This window comes from Trichocoleus sp. DQ-A2 (assembly GCF_039961915.1).
Lineage (GTDB): Bacteria > Cyanobacteriota > Cyanobacteriia > Cyanobacteriales > FACHB-T130 > FACHB-T130.
On the sequence record NZ_JAMPKD010000009.1, the window covers coordinates 200,236 to 218,681 of the forward strand.

General features: G+C 48.9%; 13 protein-coding genes and 1 tRNA gene. 10 read left to right on the forward strand and 4 right to left on the reverse strand.

Features of this window, described 5'->3' with window-relative positions; all coding sequences use genetic code 11:
- Positions 1 to 44: 44 nt before the first annotated feature.
- The 6 genes from NC997_RS11295 (at position 45) to NC997_RS11320 (ending at position 4,554) form a co-directional block, all read left to right on the forward strand.
- Positions 45 to 1,043, forward strand: a complete 999-nt coding sequence (locus tag NC997_RS11295; RefSeq protein ID WP_190524670.1) for a beta-ketoacyl-ACP synthase 3 — start codon at positions 45 to 47, stop codon at positions 1,041 to 1,043.
- 236 nt (positions 1,044 to 1,279) lie between these two features.
- On the forward strand, positions 1,280 to 2,167 hold the full coding sequence (gene fabD, locus NC997_RS11300) for an ACP S-malonyltransferase (protein WP_190440784.1): 888 nt from the start codon (positions 1,280 to 1,282) through the stop codon (positions 2,165 to 2,167).
- Positions 2,157 to 2,294: a hypothetical protein gene (locus tag NC997_RS11305; protein ID WP_190428837.1), complete on the forward strand. Its 138-nt coding sequence runs from the start codon at positions 2,157 to 2,159 to the stop codon at positions 2,292 to 2,294. The genes fabD and NC997_RS11305 overlap by 11 nt, the downstream gene beginning before the upstream one ends.
- 13 nt (positions 2,295 to 2,307) lie before the next feature.
- Entirely contained in the window at positions 2,308 to 2,946 is a 639-nt protein-coding gene (locus NC997_RS11310; RefSeq protein WP_190415746.1) for a lysophospholipid acyltransferase family protein, read from the forward strand.
- A gap of 181 nt (positions 2,947 to 3,127) precedes the next feature.
- Positions 3,128 to 4,177 (forward strand): AI-2E family transporter, encoded by a 1,050-nt coding sequence (locus tag NC997_RS11315; protein ID WP_190441275.1) that lies wholly within the window; start codon positions 3,128 to 3,130, stop codon positions 4,175 to 4,177.
- 74 nt (positions 4,178 to 4,251) lie between these two features.
- Positions 4,252 to 4,554, forward strand: coding sequence for a DUF2288 domain-containing protein (locus NC997_RS11320; RefSeq protein ID WP_190415638.1), 303 nt, complete (start codon positions 4,252 to 4,254; stop codon positions 4,552 to 4,554).
- Here the strand turns inward: NC997_RS11320 and NC997_RS11325 are convergent.
- The 4 genes from NC997_RS11325 to gndA form a co-directional block, all read right to left on the reverse strand.
- On the reverse strand, positions 4,493 to 5,170 hold the full coding sequence (locus NC997_RS11325; RefSeq protein WP_190428839.1) for a YdcF family protein: 678 nt from the start codon (positions 5,168 to 5,170) through the stop codon (positions 4,493 to 4,495). The genes NC997_RS11320 and NC997_RS11325 overlap by 62 nt on opposite strands.
- A 143-nt stretch (positions 5,171 to 5,313) precedes the next feature.
- A tRNA-Arg gene (locus NC997_RS11330) sits at positions 5,314 to 5,387 on the reverse strand.
- 49 nt (positions 5,388 to 5,436) lie between these two features.
- On the reverse strand, positions 5,437 to 6,510 hold the full coding sequence (locus NC997_RS11335; RefSeq protein WP_190524672.1) for a tocopherol cyclase family protein: 1,074 nt from the start codon (positions 6,508 to 6,510) through the stop codon (positions 5,437 to 5,439).
- A 342-nt stretch (positions 6,511 to 6,852) separates the two neighbouring features.
- Positions 6,853 to 8,349: an NADP-dependent phosphogluconate dehydrogenase gene (gene gndA / locus NC997_RS11340; protein ID WP_190524674.1), complete on the reverse strand. Its 1,497-nt coding sequence runs from the start codon at positions 8,347 to 8,349 to the stop codon at positions 6,853 to 6,855.
- Positions 8,350 to 8,579: 230 nt separating this feature from the next.
- Here gndA and NC997_RS11345 point away from each other — a divergent pair, with 230 nt between their 5' ends.
- From NC997_RS11345 to NC997_RS11360, 4 genes are all read left to right on the forward strand, one after another.
- Positions 8,580 to 9,611 (forward strand): Ycf66 family protein, encoded by a 1,032-nt coding sequence (locus NC997_RS11345; protein ID WP_190524676.1) that lies wholly within the window; start codon positions 8,580 to 8,582, stop codon positions 9,609 to 9,611.
- A gap of 299 nt (positions 9,612 to 9,910) precedes the next feature.
- Positions 9,911 to 12,838 (forward strand): isoleucine--tRNA ligase, encoded by a 2,928-nt coding sequence (gene ileS, locus NC997_RS11350; protein ID WP_190524678.1) that lies wholly within the window; start codon positions 9,911 to 9,913, stop codon positions 12,836 to 12,838.
- Positions 12,839 to 13,411: 573 nt separating this feature from the next.
- Entirely contained in the window at positions 13,412 to 14,335 is a 924-nt protein-coding gene (locus NC997_RS11355) for an isopeptide-forming domain-containing fimbrial protein (protein ID WP_190524680.1), read from the forward strand.
- The gene (locus NC997_RS11360; protein WP_190524682.1) at positions 14,335 to 18,393 is read left to right on the forward strand and encodes a hypothetical protein; all 4,059 of its coding nucleotides are present in this window, start codon (positions 14,335 to 14,337) and stop codon (positions 18,391 to 18,393) included. Before NC997_RS11355 ends, NC997_RS11360 begins: the two co-directional genes overlap by 1 nt.
- Positions 18,394 to 18,446 lie beyond the last annotated feature (53 nt).

The following is an 18,446-nucleotide window of genomic DNA, read 5'->3' on the forward strand; positions in this document are numbered from 1 at the left end:
TGCTGATAGCTGATACCTAAAGACCCCAGCAAGCATGGAGAGCAATGTTGCAACAAACAGGCGTCGGCGTCGCCATTACCGGAAGCGGCTCTGCGATCCCCTCAGGTTCTCTGGATAATCATGGACTCACTCAGCTGGTAGATACTTCCGATGATTGGATCGCCAGCCGCACCGGGATTTGTCAGCGACGGCTGGCGGGTGAGGAGTCTTTATGTTCGATCGCCACACTCGCGGCACAAAGAGCGATCGCAATGGCTGGGATCGCCCCAGAAGACCTGGATTTAATTATTCTGGCAACTTCAACTGCCGATGATTTGTTCGGGAGTGCCTCAGCAATTCAGTTTCAACTGGGAGCATCTAGGGCGGTGGCTTTTGATTTAACAGCCGCTTGCTCTGGATTTGTCTTTGGTCTAGTTACGGCATCGCAGTTTATCCGCACCGGCGTCTATCAAAATGTCTTGCTGATTGGGGCTGATATTCTGTCGCGCTGGGTAGATTGGTCAGATCGGGGAACCTGCGTGTTATTTGGGGATGGTGCCGGTGCCATTGTCATGCAGGCGAGCGATCGCGATCGCCTGCTGGGATTTGAACTCCGCAGTGATGGAACCCAGCACAAATCCCTCAGCCTAGCCTACACGGCACAGCCTAAAGAACTGGTTCCTGGGATCAACGTCCAAGCTGGCACTTACCACCCCATCACTATGAACGGTAAGGAAGTTTATCGCTTTGCCGTGCAAAAAGTGCCGGAAGTGCTGGAAAAAGCCATGTTTCGCGCAAATATCAGCATTGAACAAATTGACTGGTTGCTTTTACATCAAGCCAATCAGCGAATTCTTGATGCCGTCGCCCAACGCTTAAAGATTCCTGCTGAAAAAGTCATTAGCAATCTTGCTAACTACGGCAATACTTCTGCTGCTTCCATTCCCTTAGCACTGGATGAAGCTGTGCGAGAAGGCAAAATTAAACCAGGAGATATGATTGCTACTTCGGGCTTTGGCGCGGGTCTAACGTGGGGCGCAGCGATTTTCCAATGGGGCAGATAAATCAATTTTAGATTTTTAATTTTGCGGAGGTCGGATCTCCGCTTCCAATAATTTTCGATAGGTGGATCGGTAATGGGTAATGAAAGTTAGGAGTGTTAAGGATTGAGTTTTAAGGCAAGAAAGAAATTCTTGAAGCCAAAACTCAGACGCGATCAATTGCGCCTCTAAAACTGAAAACTTTTCTCCAATTACCTATTGCTAATTGCCAATTACGAATTACCAATTACCAATGACCAATGACAAAGACCGCATGGGTGTTTCCTGGGCAAGGTTCTCAGGCAATCGGAATGGGAGTGGATTTATTAGACTTGCCAGAGGCAAAGGCTAAATTTGAGCAAGCCGAGCAAATTTTAGGCTGGTCTGTACCAGAAATCTGTCAGAGTCAGGAAGATAAATTATCCCGCACTCTTTATACCCAGCCCAGCCTGTATGTGGTAGAAAGCATTTTAGCAGATCGAATGCAAGCTGGGAGACATCAACCTAACCTCGTTGCCGGTCACAGTCTGGGAGAATACGTTGCTCTCTACGTCGCCGGTGTCTTTGACTTTGAGGCGGGGTTGCGCCTAGTGAAACGTCGGGCAGAATTTATGGATAGTGCGTCCGATGGCATGATGGCAGCGCTGATTGGCTTCGACCGCGAACAGCTAGAACAACAAATTCAGCAGACCCCCGACGTTGTGTTAGCCAACGACAACAGTTCCGCCCAAGTCGTCATCTCTGGAACGCCGGAAGCGGTGGAGGGAGTGCTAAGTCAAGTAAAGGTTAAGCGTGTTGTCCGCTTGAATGTCTCAGGAGCCTTTCACTCTCCCTTAATGGCGGAAGCTGCCGCCGAGTTCCAGGTAGTTTTGGAGTCAGTTCCATTTAATTCTGCTCAAGTGCCAGTGCTGTCAAATGTGGAACCTGTCCCATCTGTGGACGCTGATATTTTAAAAGAGCGCCTCATCCGTCAGATGACCGGCTCGGTGCGGTGGCGAGAAATTTCCCTACAATTGCCAGTACAAGGAATTTCGCAGGTTGTGGAAATTGGTCCAGGGAAAGTCCTTACGGGTTTAATTAAACGTACTTGCCCCGATTTAACTTTGGAAAACGTGGGTAGTGTTGCAGAGTTGCCGAATGCAGAATAAAGTCCGGCGACCGCAACAGCGCGTGCGAGTGAGAGAATGGAAAAATTCCCTCCTTCCCTCATCAGCCAGGGAACGAGAAAAATCAGACAAGGTGGTTAAAGGTTTACAGCGAGAGTACGGTGGATAGCGAATTATCTAATCTGGGCAGAAGCCGCGAGCCTGTTTCGAGTTTAGTTCTATACCACCTGTTTAAGTGGTCGGTGGTCAGCCCCGTGCTTCATGCCTACCTGCGAGGTCGGATTTATGGATGCGAACACGTTCCTCCGATTGGACCACTTCTAGTGGTTAGCAATCATGCCAGTGATTTTGATCCGCCGATTTTGTCCTGCTGCGTGCGACGACCCGTAGCGTATATGGCAAAAGAAGAACTGTTTCGAGTCCCTGTTTTGAAGCAGGCAATTAAGTTGTATGGTGCTTACCCCGTCAAGCGGGGTTCCGCAGACCGGAGTGCGATTCGTTCGGCGCTGTCTCTCCTAGAGGAAGGGTGGGCAGTCGGTGTCTTTTTACAAGGAACGCGGACGCCAGACGCCAGAATTTCAGACCCAAAGCTAGGTGCTGCGCTGATTGCCGCCAAGGCGAAGGTGCCACTGCTGCCCGTTAGTTTGTGGGGTACGGAAGCGATTTTTAAGAAAGGTTCGCTGGTTCCGCGTCCGGTGCCAGTAACGGTGCGGATTGGTCAGGTAATTGAGCCTCCTAATTCAACAGACCGGGATGAGTTACAGGCGGTAACGCAAAAATGCGCCACAGCGATTCATGCTTTACACGATTTAGGCCGTTAAAGAATTTCAAAAGACAAGATTTTCTCGGCGAAATTAAAACGTTGGGATGATGTCCTGACAGTTGCGCTTTCAGTAGGATTAGGTTATTCCAAATCTGTCTGGATATCCGGCTATTGGTTCATTCAATAAAGAAATGAGTCAATCACCGGGATTCTGGATTAAATCACCATCCCAAAAAGAAATGAGCGAACCTTCTGCCAAGTATCTTTTGCAGCGACTGAACAATTTGGCATTGGTTAGATTTTTGCTTTTCGTTGCTTCTGGCTGGGCGTTTGTAAAAGTTTTAGCTTACTTTGAAACAGTTATTGTCATTTTTACATTTGCAGCTATTGTCGCTTTTCTACTGAGTTATCCCGTGCGATCGCTAACTCGTTTTGTGCCTCACGGTGTTGCTGTTACCGTGGTCTTTATTCTAGGCATGATCGTGATTGCTAGTCTTACTGTCACAGTTGGTTTAACAGTTGTATCGCAAGGGCAACAATTAATTTCTAGCTTAACAACCTTTTTAAATTCTTTAATTCCTTTGGCTTATCAAATAGAAAAATTCCTTTTAAGATTCAATGTTCAAGTAAATTTGAGCATAATTCAAGAACAATTTCAGAATCAAATCGTCTCATCGCTGGGGTTAGGAATCGGTTATAGCTTAACGACTATACAAGTATTTTTTGCCAATTTTCTTAATTTGATATTAATTTCCGTTATTTCTTTTTTTATGTTGCTAGATGGAGAAAAGCTTTGGAAGCTTATTCTTAAGCTTGTTCCTGCACATTTACAAAATAGATTTACCATTGTCATTCAACGCAAGTTTCTCGGATTTTTTCGAGGACAGATGGTTTTATGTTTATTTCTGACTACGACTACTTTTTTGGTTTTTTTAATTTTAAATGTACCATTTCCCTTACTTTTGGCAATTATTGCTGGATTATTCGATTTAATCCCTGGGATTGGAGCTACTTTAGGGGTGGGTATTGTTTTTCTTATTTTATTGTCTCAGAGTGTTTGGTTAGCCGTTCAAGTAGTTGTTGTTTGTATCATAATTCAGCAAGTACAAGACAATTTCATCACGCCCCGGATTATGCAAAATTCGCTTAATATTAATCCAGTTGTTGTATTTTTCGCCTTACTAGTAGGTGCTAGAGTAGCAGGATTACTTGGAATTTTTATTGCAATTCCGATTACTGGAGTCATTGTCAGTTTATTTGAAATTGACGAAATGAAAGCAGAATCTTAGAGGAATGACATGAAGAGTAGCAGCTTCTATAAAATAGATTAAAATAAAATTTACTGGAATCAAAACAAGTAAAAATGCAGGGTTTAAGAGAAGAATTAGCAGAATTGCTAGATGAGGCTGAGTGGAACTGGCTGATGCCTCATGCGGAACGGGAGGCTGTGGTTATCGTAGCTCAAGAGCTGGACTTGCTAGATGTTGGGGTAGCGATCGCTAATGATGATGTTTCCTCTGTGCAGCACTGGATTAGCGAACAATTGATTTACAAGCCCTCCGAAGCTCAGAAACAAGATTGGAACGACAACAAAAACAAGCGATTCAGCGCTCTGATTGTGTCGCCTTATGTCTTGGTGAAAGAAACGGCAACGATTCCTGCTTAATCTGATTTGATGACTGACCGAGGGTGGCTCCCGTATAGCCGGTAGTCACCCAAAGAATGGCTCTGGCTCCATCCCGAATTGATTTCTCAATCGGCTCCTGCGGTATGTCCGAAGGCACGATCACGGGCTTTAGAGTAATGCCCCGACTGCCTAAAACAATCTCTCCAATGACTCTGGCGCGGCGCATATGATAGTCCGAGGTAATTAAATAGATGCTGGTGATCCCAAGACTCTGCAACTCATCAACCAGCGTCGTAAAGTTCGTAACCGTATCCACCGCCTGATAGTCCAAATGCAGGCGACTAGGGGCAACCCCAGCTTTGGCAAAAACCCGTTTAACGTAAGCTTTGTTAGTGCTACCTGAAGAAACCCAGATGGGCAAATCTGAATGCTGACGAGCCATTCTTGCTGCCAGCTTCTCCCGCTCCAAGGCTGAGGTAGAGCCACCCAAAACTAACATTGCCTGGGGTTTGACCAGGCTTTTTTTAACTTCCTTGTAACCAAACCACAGCGCCACGGGTAGAGCGAGCATTAGCAGCCGAGAATATCTACTTTTAGAGCGCGAAGGCTTGGAAGACAAGTGTTTTTGTCGGCTAGCACCAATTTTCAGGATCATCAATCAATTGAAAAAGCCGTGTTTACATGGGAAGCGATACGCACGAAGCGCGATCGCTTACTGGTTAAAATTCCCTATCCTAGCTAGCGTCCACGTAGATACACTCCACTGGGCGACTAACTGTTTTAGAGAGTAGCAGACAACGGGACTGGCCAGGCTCGAACCGGCGACCTAGCGCTTAGGAGGCGCTCGCTCTATCCAACTGAGCTACAGCCCCAATTCTAAGGCGATCATAGCAGCCTAAGGGCAGCATTACCCAGTTGAATTTAAGTAGACCGCCAGGTTTCTTCCCAAGGGCCACCGCCTGTTTCCAATCCACATAGAGAACTGCCAGCTTTCAGGATGATTTTAGATTTGTCACCCCGTTGGCGCAGTTCCAGGTCAACTTGACCGTTCATCGTGTCGCGACAACAAAAGATTAAACCCTTTTCCGTGGGGGCACGCAGGAGAGTCCCCGGTAGATTTGTAGTAGCGGTTAACTCAACTTCAAATTCGGAGTTATGGGCTTGCATTTGCCAGCTGCCCCAAGGCTCAATATTCCAACTTACTTTCGAGTTCCACGGTACAAATTCATAAAATTTGCCTTGATAGTGCAAGCCAATCATCGCCACCGATTCCATCCACCACAGCACCCCGCGTCTGCCTCCACCAGCCGTTAAGGCAATATCTGGAGACTCATCAAAACTATTGCAATTCAGCCAGAACCATTTTTGAGGAAAAGAGCGCCCCCAGTTTTTTTCACCGTAGGCAGGGGCGTTGGTGAAGTCGTAGCGTTTTCCATTCCACTCAATCCAGCCAGTTGCCAGCCCGTGAGCCATCAAAATTTGCCATCCCGGTTCAAAAATCGGGAAAGAAGACAACCATCCGGCTGTTGATTGTTGTGGCTGATTTAGATTTCCCCATCCATATACAGGTTTAATTTCATACTGCCAACGCGCTTGAGAACCCGTGCCCGGATCGTGTAAAGCTCCCTGATGCCAAGTAGCGGTGGCTTGATAGCCATCCTGAACGTGACGCTCAAAAGCCTCTGGAGGGAGGGAGGCAGGTTTGGTGGATAAATCGGTTTTGCCCCAGTGTCCCAAGGCTAAAACGTCCCGCGATGCCCAAAATTTGTTGACATCTGGGAAAGTCCGGCAAAGGTAACTATCTTCTGGGCCCAGAATTTGGGCAGCACCGCCGCTGTGGGGTTGATTGCCCAGGGGATCTTCGAGGGAGTACATGAAAGCAAAGGTATGTCCGCAATCTGGTAAGGTGACGCGGTAGTACCAACCTTCAAAGAAACGCTGACTGGTGCCGTCCCAGTGGTAGCCACTGTGAGGCGTTTGTAAAGGATTTTGCATCAATTCAAATTCCTAACTGTTTCTCAGAATAGCGATCGCCTTTTCTCGGCTCCCTGGATGCTGGATGCAAATACCCCAGATCCAGTTTGTGCATGAATTCGTGTAGGCAAAGTTCTTTATTAGAAAAATCTGGCTCATGAATCGCAAAGAAAAAGGATCTGAGGAGTTGCCTTCAATTTTCACCCGAAAACGCTGGAGAAAGACGCGATCGCGCAGCGTCTACCCAGAAGAATAACGACCCTCCATCTGGAAATTTCCTAAATTTTTGGCGTCCGGAGCCAAAAGCTGTTGAAATCGCGACAACGACGGTCGGGCGGGCATTGCCCGCCCGACTACTCCTATTTATGTAATCGTTGTGCGTACAGCTTCCGCAGGGTCTTGGGCTTGCAGTGGCTCAGGCGTAGAGGTTTGAACGCTTTCCTCATCGACTTGAGTCCACTCGGTATGGAAGAACCCTGCTTTGTCAATGCGCTCGTAGGTATGAGCACCAAAGTAGTCGCGCTGAGCTTGGGTAAGATTTTGCGGCAAGCGATCGCGTCGGTAACTATCGAAGTAATCTAGCGACGCGCTGAATGCCGGAACTGGAATCCCCAGCTTCGCCGACTGCGCTAATACCTCCCGCCAAGCATCCTGGCGATCCAAAATGGTCTGCTTAAACTCAGGAGCCAAGAGCAAATTCGGCAACTCTGGATTGTCCTTGAAAGCAGATTTAATCTTATTCAAGAATCCGGCTCGAATAATGCAACCACCCTTCCAAATCCGGGCAGTTTCGCTCAAATTCAAGTCATAGGAATAAGCCTTCGACGCCGAACTCAATAGCGCCATCCCTTGAGCGTAAGAGCAAATCTTCGAGCAATACAGAGCATCACGGATTTGGTTAATGAAGGTTTTGGCGTCTCCCTCATACTTGCCGCTAGGACCCGTTAATATCTCTGAAGCCGCCACCCGTTCCTTCTTAAAGGCAGACATGATCCGGGCATTCACCGCCGCCGTCATCGTTGGAATAGCGATCCCCAGCTCCAGCGCACTCTGCACCGTCCAGCGACCCGTCCCTTTCTGCCCAGCTGCATCGAGAATCACATCGACCAGAGGCTGACGAGTGTCGGGGTCTCGGTAATTGAAAATATCAGCTGTAATCTCAATCAAATAAGAATTGAGTTCATCAGTGGTATTCCATTCGGCAAATACTTCGTGTAGTTGGTTCGCGTCTAGCCCCAACGCATTCTTGAGCAAGTCATATGCCTCTGCAATCAGCTGCATATCGCCGTACTCAATGCCATTGTGTACCATTTTGACGTAGTGACCGGCACCCGCAGGGCCGATGTATGTGACACAGGGGCCATCATCCACCTGAGCCGCAATTTTCGTCAAAATTGGTTCCAGATACTCATAGGAGCTTTTCGTACCTCCCGGCATCAGACTAGGGCCATTCAGCGCTCCTTCTTCACCTCCACTGACGCCCATCCCGATAAATCTGAACCCAGATGGCTCTAATTCGCGGGTGCGACGAGCGGTATCGTCAAATAAGGAGTTGCCACCATCAATAATGATGTCACCCTCATCCAGTAACGGTTTGAGCTGGTTAATCACCGCATCTACCGGCGCACCCGCTTTCACCATAATCAGGATTTTGCGAGGGCGTTCTAAGGATTGGACAAAATCTTCAATGGAATAAGCAGCATAGACATTTTTGCCCTGCGCTCGCTCAGCCATAAAGGCATCCGTTTTTTCTGGAGTGCGATTATAGACGGAAATGGGGAACCCATTACGCTCCACATTCAGCGCCAAGTTCTCGCCCATGACCGCCAAACCAATCACACCAAAGCTCTGCTGTGTCATAAGATTCAATGTTCAACTCTGCAATGCTTTTGAACAGTTGCTTTTCCTTCAGAGTAGCCCGATATCCTGAGAGTTTTCCCTAAAGAAGATATTAAGAGTCGCAAAAGTAGTACAGCCTCCTCCGGCGAAGAATCAACAATTGAAACAGCAGATTTAGTTTTTATTTGTATCTAAGTCAACAATCTCTAGCAGAATTGAAACATAGACACAAGTTTTGGAGCATCCACGAAATGCTGGCATATATCCTAGCGATCGCTGTTGCAGTCGGTAGCTTCGCCCTTTACATGGCGGCTTTCTTTTTCCCCGAAGTACACCGAAAGAGTGATTTTATCTGGAGTGGGGTGGGATTGTTCTATGCCCTAGTTTTATGGGTGTGTGCTGGACGCATCACCGGCGGTGTGCTGCTAGGTCAAATCGCTAGCGTAGCGCTAGTCGGTTGGTTAGGTTGGGAAACCCTGACATTACGACGCAGTCTCACCCCCGCAGCGCAGCAAACTGAGATTCCGAGTCCCGAAGCATTGCAGGAAAAACTGACCAGTTTATCCATACCGCAGCGGATAACCAGTCTATTTGCAACTTTTAAGGACAAAGCTCAGCAGACGGCAAGTAAAGTGACTCAGGGCAAATCGGGCACTGGAACCACCCAAACAGGGGCATCCAAGACGACACCTGCGCCTACCTCCACCGACGCCGGAAAACCTCGTGTTACCGTGCTGGATAACCGGACGGATGAAGATGAGGATGAAACGGTGTTACTCAATCAACCACCCGTTCCACCCGCACCCTCAAAGCCGGAATCCCAGCCGGAATCTCAGATGGAAGTAATATCCGTCCCATTTGAAGAAAGTGTCCAAGACACAGACTTGGATGACTTGGAACCCCCAGCATCTGTAGAAGCAACTACAGGAGAAACAGCCATAACTGCACCAGAGACTTCCCCAGCATCACCCTCAGAGGATGACTTGGAACCCCCAGCATCTGTAGAAGCAGCAACGACAGGGGAAACAGCCACAACAGCCCCAGAGACTTCCCCATCATCACCATCATCACCCTCAGAGTTGGAGGCTAGCCCAGAAAACGTACCCGAACCCGTTCGTCCGAACCCTCCCGACCCCGAACTGGTGGAAGCTGCTCTAGAAGATGCTGAAGAAAAGCATATTCCAGCTTCACCTCCAGAACCAGCCCATGAAGAAACAAGTGACTCGGTGAGTGGAACAGAGCAGGCAAATCAGCCGTTAGAAAATCCACCCAACCCAACTTGAAAATAAAGGTTAGGAGGAGAATGAGCCGCAAAGCCGTTGTATGGTGCCAAGGAAGCAGCGGAAGGGATAGCAGTCCTAACGCTTTGTGAAGGCGAGATCCCCGACTTCCAGACAGAAGTTGGGGATCTCAAGGGCTGGTATCTCTCAACTAAAATTAGATTGCGATCGCTGCTTATTCCATTTTCTTGCTTTGTGTTCTGTGCATCTTTGCGGTTCATTTTTCCGCTGCAACTTGAAGAGATTGCGATTTGTAACCGATAATGATTGAAAGCAACTCAATCATTTCTCGGCATTAAACTGTGACAGAAACAGGGAACTACAAAGACACCGTTAATCTGCCCAAAACCCAATTTGATATGCGGGCGAACGCTATTAAGCGGGAACCGGAACTGCAAAAATTTTGGGCAGACCAGCAAATTTACGAGCGACTGTCGCAGAACAATCCCGGCAAAATTTTTGTTTTGCATGATGGGCCGCCCTATGCCAATGGTTCGCTCCACATTGGTCATGCTTTAAATAAAATCCTCAAAGACATCATCAACCGCTACCAGCTCCTGCAAGGGCGCAAAGTTCGCTACGTTCCGGGTTGGGATTGTCACGGCTTGCCGATTGAGTTGAAAGTCCTTCAGCAAATGAAGCCAGCAGAGCGGCAAAATCTGACGCCTTTGGATCTCCGCCACAAAGCGAGAGATTTTGCCCTCAAGACAGTAGACGAGCAGCGCCAAAGCTTCCAACGTTACGGTGTCTGGGGCGACTGGGAGCATCCGTATCTGACTTTAAAACCAGAGTACGAAGCCGCTCAAATTGGCGTCTTCGGTGAGATGGTGCTGAAGGGATATGTTTATCGCGGTTTAAAGCCAGTTCACTGGAGTCCTAGTTCTAAAACGGCGCTGGCTGAGGCAGAGTTAGAGTATCCCGAAGATTCTGAAGGTCGCCCAGCTCATACCTCGCGCAGCCTTTATGCAGCTTTCCAGATGACGAATCTGGGGCCAGCCGTGCGATCGCAATTGCAACCATTCTTGCCCGATCTCGGTGTGGCAATTTGGACGACGACGCCTTGGACGATTCCCGCCAACCTAGCGGTAAGCCTGAATCCAGAACTGACTTACGCAGTGGTGGAAGTGGAGGCAGATTCTCTGCCGATTTCGACCAAATACCTGTTAGTGGCTGCGGATTTGGTGGAACGGTTGTCAACGACGCTCTCGACGAATCTCACGGTAAAGGCGACAGTACCGGGTAAAGATTTGGAACACAGCACTTACCAGCACCCACTCTTCGACCGCGAGAGTCCGATTGTGATTGGGGGCGATTATGTCACCACCGATTCTGGTACCGGATTAGTTCACACGGCTCCCGGTCATGGGGATGAGGATTACAAGGTTGGTCAACGCTACGGTTTGCCGCTGCTGTCGCCAGTAGATGCCGATGGCAACTTCACGCAAGAAGCAGGGCAGTTTGCGGGGTTGAACGTCCTGGGTGATGGAAATCAGGCAGTGATTGATGCGCTCAGCCAAGCGCGATCGCTACTGAAAGAGGAACCCTACGTTCACAAATATCCTTACGACTGGCGCACGAAAAAGCCGACCATTTATCGAGCCACAGAACAGTGGTTCGCATCGGTGGAGGGATTTAGAGAAGAGGCGCTAAAAGCGATCGCTTCCGTAAACTGGATTCCCGCTCAAGGTGAAAATCGGATCACGGCAATGGTCGCGGATCGTTCCGATTGGTGTATCTCCCGTCAGCGCAATTGGGGCGTGCCAATTCCCGTTTTCTACGACCTAGAAACCAATGAACCGCTACTGAATGAGGAAACCATCGCCCACGTCCAGGCAATCATCGCCGAAAAGGGTTCGGATGTCTGGTGGGAAATGCCGGTAGAAGAACTTTTGCCAGAAAGTTATCGCCATAACGGTCGCACCTACCGCAAAGGCACCGATACGATGGATGTCTGGTTTGACTCTGGCTCCTCTTGGGCGGCGGTAGCGCAACAGCGACCAGAATTGCAATATCCAGCGGATATCTATCTAGAAGGCTCCGATCAGCACCGGGGTTGGTTTCAATCCAGTTTGCTTACCAGTGTGGCAACGAACGACATCGCGCCTTACAAAACCGTCTTGACCCACGGCTTTACCTTGGATGAGCAGGGGCGCAAGATGAGTAAATCTCTGGGGAATGTCATCGACCCCTCGATTGTCATCAATGGGGGCAAAAATCAAAAAGAAGAGCCACCCTACGGTGCTGACGTTTTGCGCTTGTGGGTTTCTTCGGTGGATTATTCTTCAGATGTCCCCATCAGCAAGAACATCCTCAAACAGATGGGAGATGTTAGAAACAAGATTCGCAATACGGCGCGGTTCTTATTAGGAAATCTACACGATTTTGACCCAACTAAAGATGCAGTACCTTACGAACAACTGCCAGAACTCGACCGCTATATGTTGCACCGGATGACAGAAGTCTTCGGGGAAGTCACGCAAGCATTTGAGAGTTTCCAGTTCTTCCGCTTTTTTCAAACAGTGCAGAATTTCTGCGTTGTTGACTTGTCCAATTTTTATCTAGATATTGCCAAAGATCGGCTTTACATCAGCGCTCCAGATAGCTTCCGTCGCCGTAGTTGTCAGACAGTTGTGGCGATCGCTCTGGAAAATTTAGCGCGCGCGATCGCGCCAGTTCTCTCTCATACAGCAGAAGATATTTGGCAATATCTCCCCTATTCCACACCTTACAAATCTGTGTTTGAATCGGGGTGGGTGAAGTTAGAGGAGCATTGGAAAGCTCCAAAATTGGCAGGATTCTGGCAACAATTGCGACAAATCCGCACTGAGGTGAATAAGGTGATGGAGCAAGCAAGGGCAGAAAAAATGATTGGCTCTTCTTTGGAAGCCAAGGTATTACTTTATGTCCCAAATGCTGAGTTCCGCTCTTTACTGCAAGCCTTGAATTTGACTTCAGCTTTCCATTCTCATTCTCCGTCTTCAGGATTGAGTAATCGAGTAGATGAGCTGAGATACTTGTTTATCTCCTCCCAAGTAGAGTTGCTAGATTCTCCGGAAGCATTGCAAGGCTTAAAATACAATTCGCAGACAGAAGCTTTATCGATTGGCGTAGTGAAAGCAGACGGGGAAAAATGCGATCGCTGCTGGAACTACTCGAGTCATGTGGGCGAATCTGCCGAGCATCCCCTATTGTGCGAACGTTGCATTCCCGCCTTAGAAGGTAAATTTTAGTTCACAAAAAGCGATGGCTTCGCCTCGGCTAAGAGCCTACGCCCTTCCCTCCGCCCTGCGCTATCCCCTACAGCTCCTAACCCCTCCCCGCAAGCAGGGAGGGGTTAGGGGTGGGGTTCTTTTATGATGAGCAATTAGTATAGATTTTTCACCATTACATAGCATTACATAGCGTCAGAGTAGTCAACGCCGCTCAAATTTGCCCCAAATTTAGAAACTTCAGATTTTGAGTAAAATTGGCAATTTATTAATAATTTCGCGCTCAAGAACAGGCTGATGCAAAGGTAAAAAACAAATATTAATAATCTTTAGTTAATTTCATCTACCAAAAGTTATAAAAAAATTATTAAAGCTTAAAAGCAAACTCTTCCTATAGCAATATTCCTTCAAAAATTCTCTTGCGGAAGAGACTCAGATACAGGTATTGTCGTAGATCGTAGAAACCTGGTAGTGTAAGTTTCACCTAATCAGGGTCTATACCCCTCAGGGAGCATCAGGGAGTCTACCACCACAATTTCTTTATCTCTCTAACAGTCCAGCAATGGGGTGTTTTGTTTAGTTAATCTCTGAAGAATGAAATCCCTGCAACCTCTGTTGGGGCGTACCTACCTGCGTCTAACAGCTATCCTAACGTGTTCGTTTGCTTTTGCTTTTCAGTCGTTGCCCGTTAGCGCAATAGACATCTTGAATACCGCCTCTGCTGCGGGTGACAATCTCCCCCCAGAAGGCGTGAAATCCAATGAAACTTCAGTCACAGCAGGTCAAGCGGCTCTAGAACTGATCAAAACAGGCGATCGCGCCGCAGCAGAACCGGGCGACACGGTTGTTTATCGCTTGGCGTTGAAAAATACCGGCACAGCCACTGCCAGCAATATCAGCATTACAGACACCCTACCTGTGGGCTTACGGTATGTGCCGGAGTCCTTGCAAGCCTCGCTGACCACTGGCTCCAGTACTGCCCAAATCACTATACAACCCGCTACTACGTCCAACCGGACAGTTACCTTTAATTTTCCTAAACTTGAGCCGAACCAAACCCTGAACGTGGTTTATGCCGCCGTGGTAACGCCAGACGCTATTCGCGGTAACGGGAGAAATCAGGCACAAGAAACCAGGAGCAACATCGCCAGCCATCAGTTGCGGATTCGACCCGGCATTTTGTCAGACTGCGGCACCCTGATTGGGCGAGTATTTGTCGATAAAAACTTTGATGGCGAACAGCAGCCAGGAGAACCAGGAGTGCCCAATGCTGTAATTTTTATGGATGACGGCAACCGCATCACAACCGATGCCAACGGTTTATTCTCACTTGCCAACGTTATCTCTGGCTACCGCACCGGAACGCTGGATTTAACCAGTCTACCGGGCTACACTCTGGCTCCCAACCAAAAATTTATTGAGCGCAATAGTCAGTCCCGCCTGGTGCAACTCGAACCGGGAGGATTAGTACGGATGAATTTCGGGGTGACACCCACCTATCGGGAGGGCAAGCAGTGATGAACCAGGCAAAAGGCAAAAAGCAGCCGCCAAAAGATGGGATTTTGACGTATTTCTCGTTCTTTTTACTGTTTACTTTTTATTTCTTACTTCCTCGCTCCGCGAAGGCAAATGAACTGTCTGCACTACCTCAAGGTGGACTCGCAGAAGATTCTGAGTTTGCAATTAAAAATTCCACCACTCTCCCTGCAATCGAGCAGGCGGCTGCCCTAGAGAGGACACCAGAGAATTCAGAAGTCTTGGGCACAAATTCTGAATTCGCCGTCCAAGATTCAGCAGAAATTCTAGATTTAGCTCAAAATACTATACCGACGGATTCACCCCTCCCTTCAGTAGAGACGGTAACGGTAGAGGAATCGGCAAAACCAGCAACAGCAGCGCCCAGCCTCGTAGCGCCTGAAAATACCGCACCGACGGCTTCACCCCTTCCCGAACTTCGAGAAGAGGTTGGGACAGCGCCTGAGAACTCGGCAACGATCGTACCAACCGCCAGCGAGCTGAAACAGTCGATCCCTCAAACAAATGCCCAGCAAACCTCTCAGCAAACTTCCGATGGGATTTTGGCACCTACCGAAGTTCGGATTTTGACCCCTGGAAGTGGAGTATTGGGGGAGGCTTCTACGAGTCTCGTCGTCCAGTACCACACCCAAGCTCAGGTACAAGTCAGCGTCAATAGAAAACCACTGGATGCCAAAACATCCACCCAGATAGAGCGAGACGAAGCCCAAAATATCATTACTCAGGTTTGGTACAACGTCCCTCTAGAGAAGGGAGAGAACACAATTACAGTGCAAGCGAATAACGGCACCTCGGCAAGTGTCAAGCTAACTGTAAAAAGGACAACTGCCCAAACCTTAGAAATTGCTCCGGTGAGCGATGCTCGGATTCCCGCTGATGGGCGATCGCTATTGCCCCTAGCAGGGAGAATCACCAATGAGAATGGGGAATTAATCCGCGAAAACACAATTGTAACTTTAACGACTAGCGCCGGTAAGTTTGTCGGTGCTGACGAGGATAAAGATCGAGCCGGATTTCAGGTGATTGCCAGAGGAGGACAATTTACCGCCCAACTGCAATCGGGTTTGGAAGCGCAGAAAGTCCGCATTCGAGCCGCTACAGAGGGGAATCGGTTAGAAGGGATTCGGGTTGGGAAAGACGCTCATCCTACCCCAATTAACCAATCCCCAAACTCCAATCCCCTATCTCCCAATCTCCAGCAATCTCCCATCCCCTCGAATACCCAATACCCGCCAGTACCGCCGACTGATAACCCCGTTGCTTATACCCAAGATGAAATATCTGCTAACACCCTTTCCGCTAACACCCTAGAAACTTATACGCAGGTAGAATTCATTACCAATCTGCGTCCTTCCTTGGTTTCGGGCGTGGTGAATCTGCGAATTGGCCCTAAAGGAACAAACTTCTGGGGACCGCGCCGGGAGTTTCTGAATCCAGATACGATCGACGAGGGCACCAATATCGATTTGAGTGCTGCTGTTTTCGCTACGGGTAAAGTGGGGGAGTGGCTGCTCACGGGGGCATATAATAGCGCTCGTCCGCTCAACCAAACTTGCGATGGCATCACCACCCTGTTCCGGGGACCGCAATTCTGCGAGCAACAATATCCCATCTATGGCGATAGCTCCACCGTTGATTATCTAACCCCTTCAAAAGATAGCCTGTATTTCCGTCTGGAACGTACTTCCCCGGTTTTTGGTGCCGAACCAGACTATGTAATGTGGGGAGATTACAACACCACAGAATTCGCCCGCGCCTCCCAGCTATTTAGCGCTACGTCTCGCCAGCTACACGGGTTCAAGGGCAACTATAACCTGGGCAATCTGCAAATCACTGCCCTCTATAGCCCGGATGTCGAAGGATTCCAGCGAGATACTGTTGCTCCCAATGGTACCAGCGGCTATTACTTTCTGTCCCGTCGTCTGCTTGTCCCCGGTAGTGAAAGTGTTTTCCTGGAAACCGAAGAAATTAATCGTCCGGGAACGGTGACATCGCGCAAACCCCTGGTTCGTGGGCCTGACTACGAAATTGACTACGACCGGGGGACGCTGCTATTCCGTCGTCCCATCTTTGCCACGCGATTTGACCCGTTTGGCGTGACTCAGGTGCAGCGAATTGTCGTCACTTACCAGCATGAAGGGGTTGATAGCGAAGAGACAAATATTTATGCAGGACGAGCGCAGTATAACTTCTCTCAGGACTTGAATCGCCAAGCCTGGGTGGGAGGTAGCTATTTTCGGCAAGATGAGGGATTGCAGGATTTTGAGCTATTGGGTGCGGATTTCCTGTTCCCTTTAGGGAATAGCGGTCAAATTGTTGGGGAATATGCCCGCTCAGCCCATAATTCTCCCTTTAACGGAGATGTGAACGGCAATGCTTATCGACTAGAAGCGTATGGTGCGATCGCTAAAAGCATTCTCGCTCGCGCTTATTACCGTTCTGTCGAGGAAAATTTCTCCAATAATGCGACAACCAGTTTTACCCCCGGTCAAACGAGATACGGGGCAAATATTGCCGCCCAACTTAGCCAAACCACTTCGCTTACTGCTGGCTACGACCACGAGGTAAATTTTGGCACTGCGCCCTTAGAACGGGTGGAATTTTTTGATATTTTTAACCCTCAACCCCAACCCACACCCGGAGAAAAAGTTGATAATTCTCTGACCACGATTCGCGCCGGAATTCTACAAAAGTTTGGGGCTTCAGACCTCAGCCTAGAATACGTCAACCGCTCCCGCGACGACCGCATCGGCGACACCTTCGATAGCAACGCCAGCCAACTTGTTTCCCGCCTCAACGTTGCTTTAAATGATGCCCTCACTTTTCGGGCACAAAATGAACTGAACTTGGGAAACAGTAGCGACGCCCTTTATCCCGACCGTACCACCTTCGGGCTGGACTGGGCAGTCATGGAAGGCGTAGCTTTGCGACTCGCCCACCAATTTGTAGACACCAGAGTCTTTGGTCGCAATTCCATCACCAGTCTGGACACACTGGTAGAACAAAAACTCGGCGAAAACACCTCCATTACAGGTCGCTACTCGATTATCAGCGGCTTCAACACCATCACCGGACAAGGGGCGGTCGGTTTGAACCATCGCTGGGTTGTTGCCCCCGGATTGCGAGTGCATCTGGGTTACGAGCATATCTTCAGCGACTTGTTTAGCCGCACCGCCGCCGGACCGCGATTTGAACAGCCCTACGCGACCGGACAAGGTGCCTCCGCCTTGGGACTCAGCGGCGGTGATGCCTATAGTGTCGGGGTGGAATATACCGACAATCCCAATTTCCAAGCATCCGCCCGATTCGAGCATCGCACCGGCTCTGGCGGCAGTAACACTGTGATTTCTGGCGCTGCTGCCGGTAAACTCTCTCCCTCCTTGACTGCTTTGGTGCGCTATCAACAGGCAAGTGCTTCTAACCAGTTGTTATACGCCTTGGGAGACACCATGAATGTCAAGCTGGGCATGGCTTACCGCAATCCCAATTCTGACAAGTGGAATGGTTTGTTGAGTTATGAATATCGCCGCAACCCCTCCACAATCCCAGAGACGTTGCTACTCGGGAGTGGCACGGGTTACAGAGATCACATCATCGCGGCTGAGGCGATTTATGCTCCTTCCTGGCGGTGGGAATTTTATGGCAAATATGCCATGCGAAACAGCACTACTGATTTAGCCAATAACTTCAGTAACTCTTCGACTGTATTTCTGGCACAGTTCCGGACGATGTACCGCCTGGGCTATCGCTGGGATGTGGCGGGGGAAGCTCGCTGGATTGGACAACCTGATACGAATTTTAATGAAACCGGCTTTGCTCTAGAGGCAGGTTATTATGTGACGCCAGACTTGCGAGCGTCTCTGGGATATAGCTTTGGCAGTGTAGATGACCGCGATTTTAGCGGCTATCGGTCAGAGGGTGGCGTTTATTTTGGCTTAACGCTGAAGGTAAATGAATTACTCGGCGGCTTCGGGCGACAAAAAGTATCACCGCCACAGCAGCAAGAGTCCCAGGTGCAACCAGTCGCGGTAGAGAGGTAATGGGGAATGAGAAAGGGGTAATTGGTAATGGGTAATCGGTAAAGAATAACCAA

Bases quoted from the DNA above. Each gene is read 5' to 3' on its own strand.
- NC997_RS11295 (WP_190524670.1), top strand. From the start codon at position 45: ATGTTGCAACAAACAGGCGTCGGCGTCGCCATTACCGGAAGCGGCTCT.
- fabD (WP_190440784.1), top strand. From the start codon at position 1,280: ATGACAAAGACCGCATGGGTGTTTCCTGGGCAAGGTTCTCAGGCAATC.
- NC997_RS11305 (WP_190428837.1), top strand. From the start codon at position 2,157: ATGCAGAATAAAGTCCGGCGACCGCAACAGCGCGTGCGAGTGAGAGAA.
- NC997_RS11315 (WP_190441275.1), top strand. From the start codon at position 3,128: ATGAGCGAACCTTCTGCCAAGTATCTTTTGCAGCGACTGAACAATTTG.
- NC997_RS11320 (WP_190415638.1), top strand. From the start codon at position 4,252: ATGCAGGGTTTAAGAGAAGAATTAGCAGAATTGCTAGATGAGGCTGAG.
- NC997_RS11325 (WP_190428839.1), bottom strand. From the start codon at position 5,170: ATGATCCTGAAAATTGGTGCTAGCCGACAAAAACACTTGTCTTCCAAG.
- NC997_RS11335 (WP_190524672.1), bottom strand. From the start codon at position 6,510: ATGCAAAATCCTTTACAAACGCCTCACAGTGGCTACCACTGGGACGGC.
- gndA (WP_190524674.1), bottom strand. From the start codon at position 8,349: ATGACACAGCAGAGCTTTGGTGTGATTGGTTTGGCGGTCATGGGCGAG.
- NC997_RS11345 (WP_190524676.1), top strand. From the start codon at position 8,580: ATGCTGGCATATATCCTAGCGATCGCTGTTGCAGTCGGTAGCTTCGCC.
- NC997_RS11355 (WP_190524680.1), top strand. From the start codon at position 13,412: ATGAAATCCCTGCAACCTCTGTTGGGGCGTACCTACCTGCGTCTAACA.
- NC997_RS11360 (WP_190524682.1), top strand. From the start codon at position 14,335: ATGAACCAGGCAAAAGGCAAAAAGCAGCCGCCAAAAGATGGGATTTTG.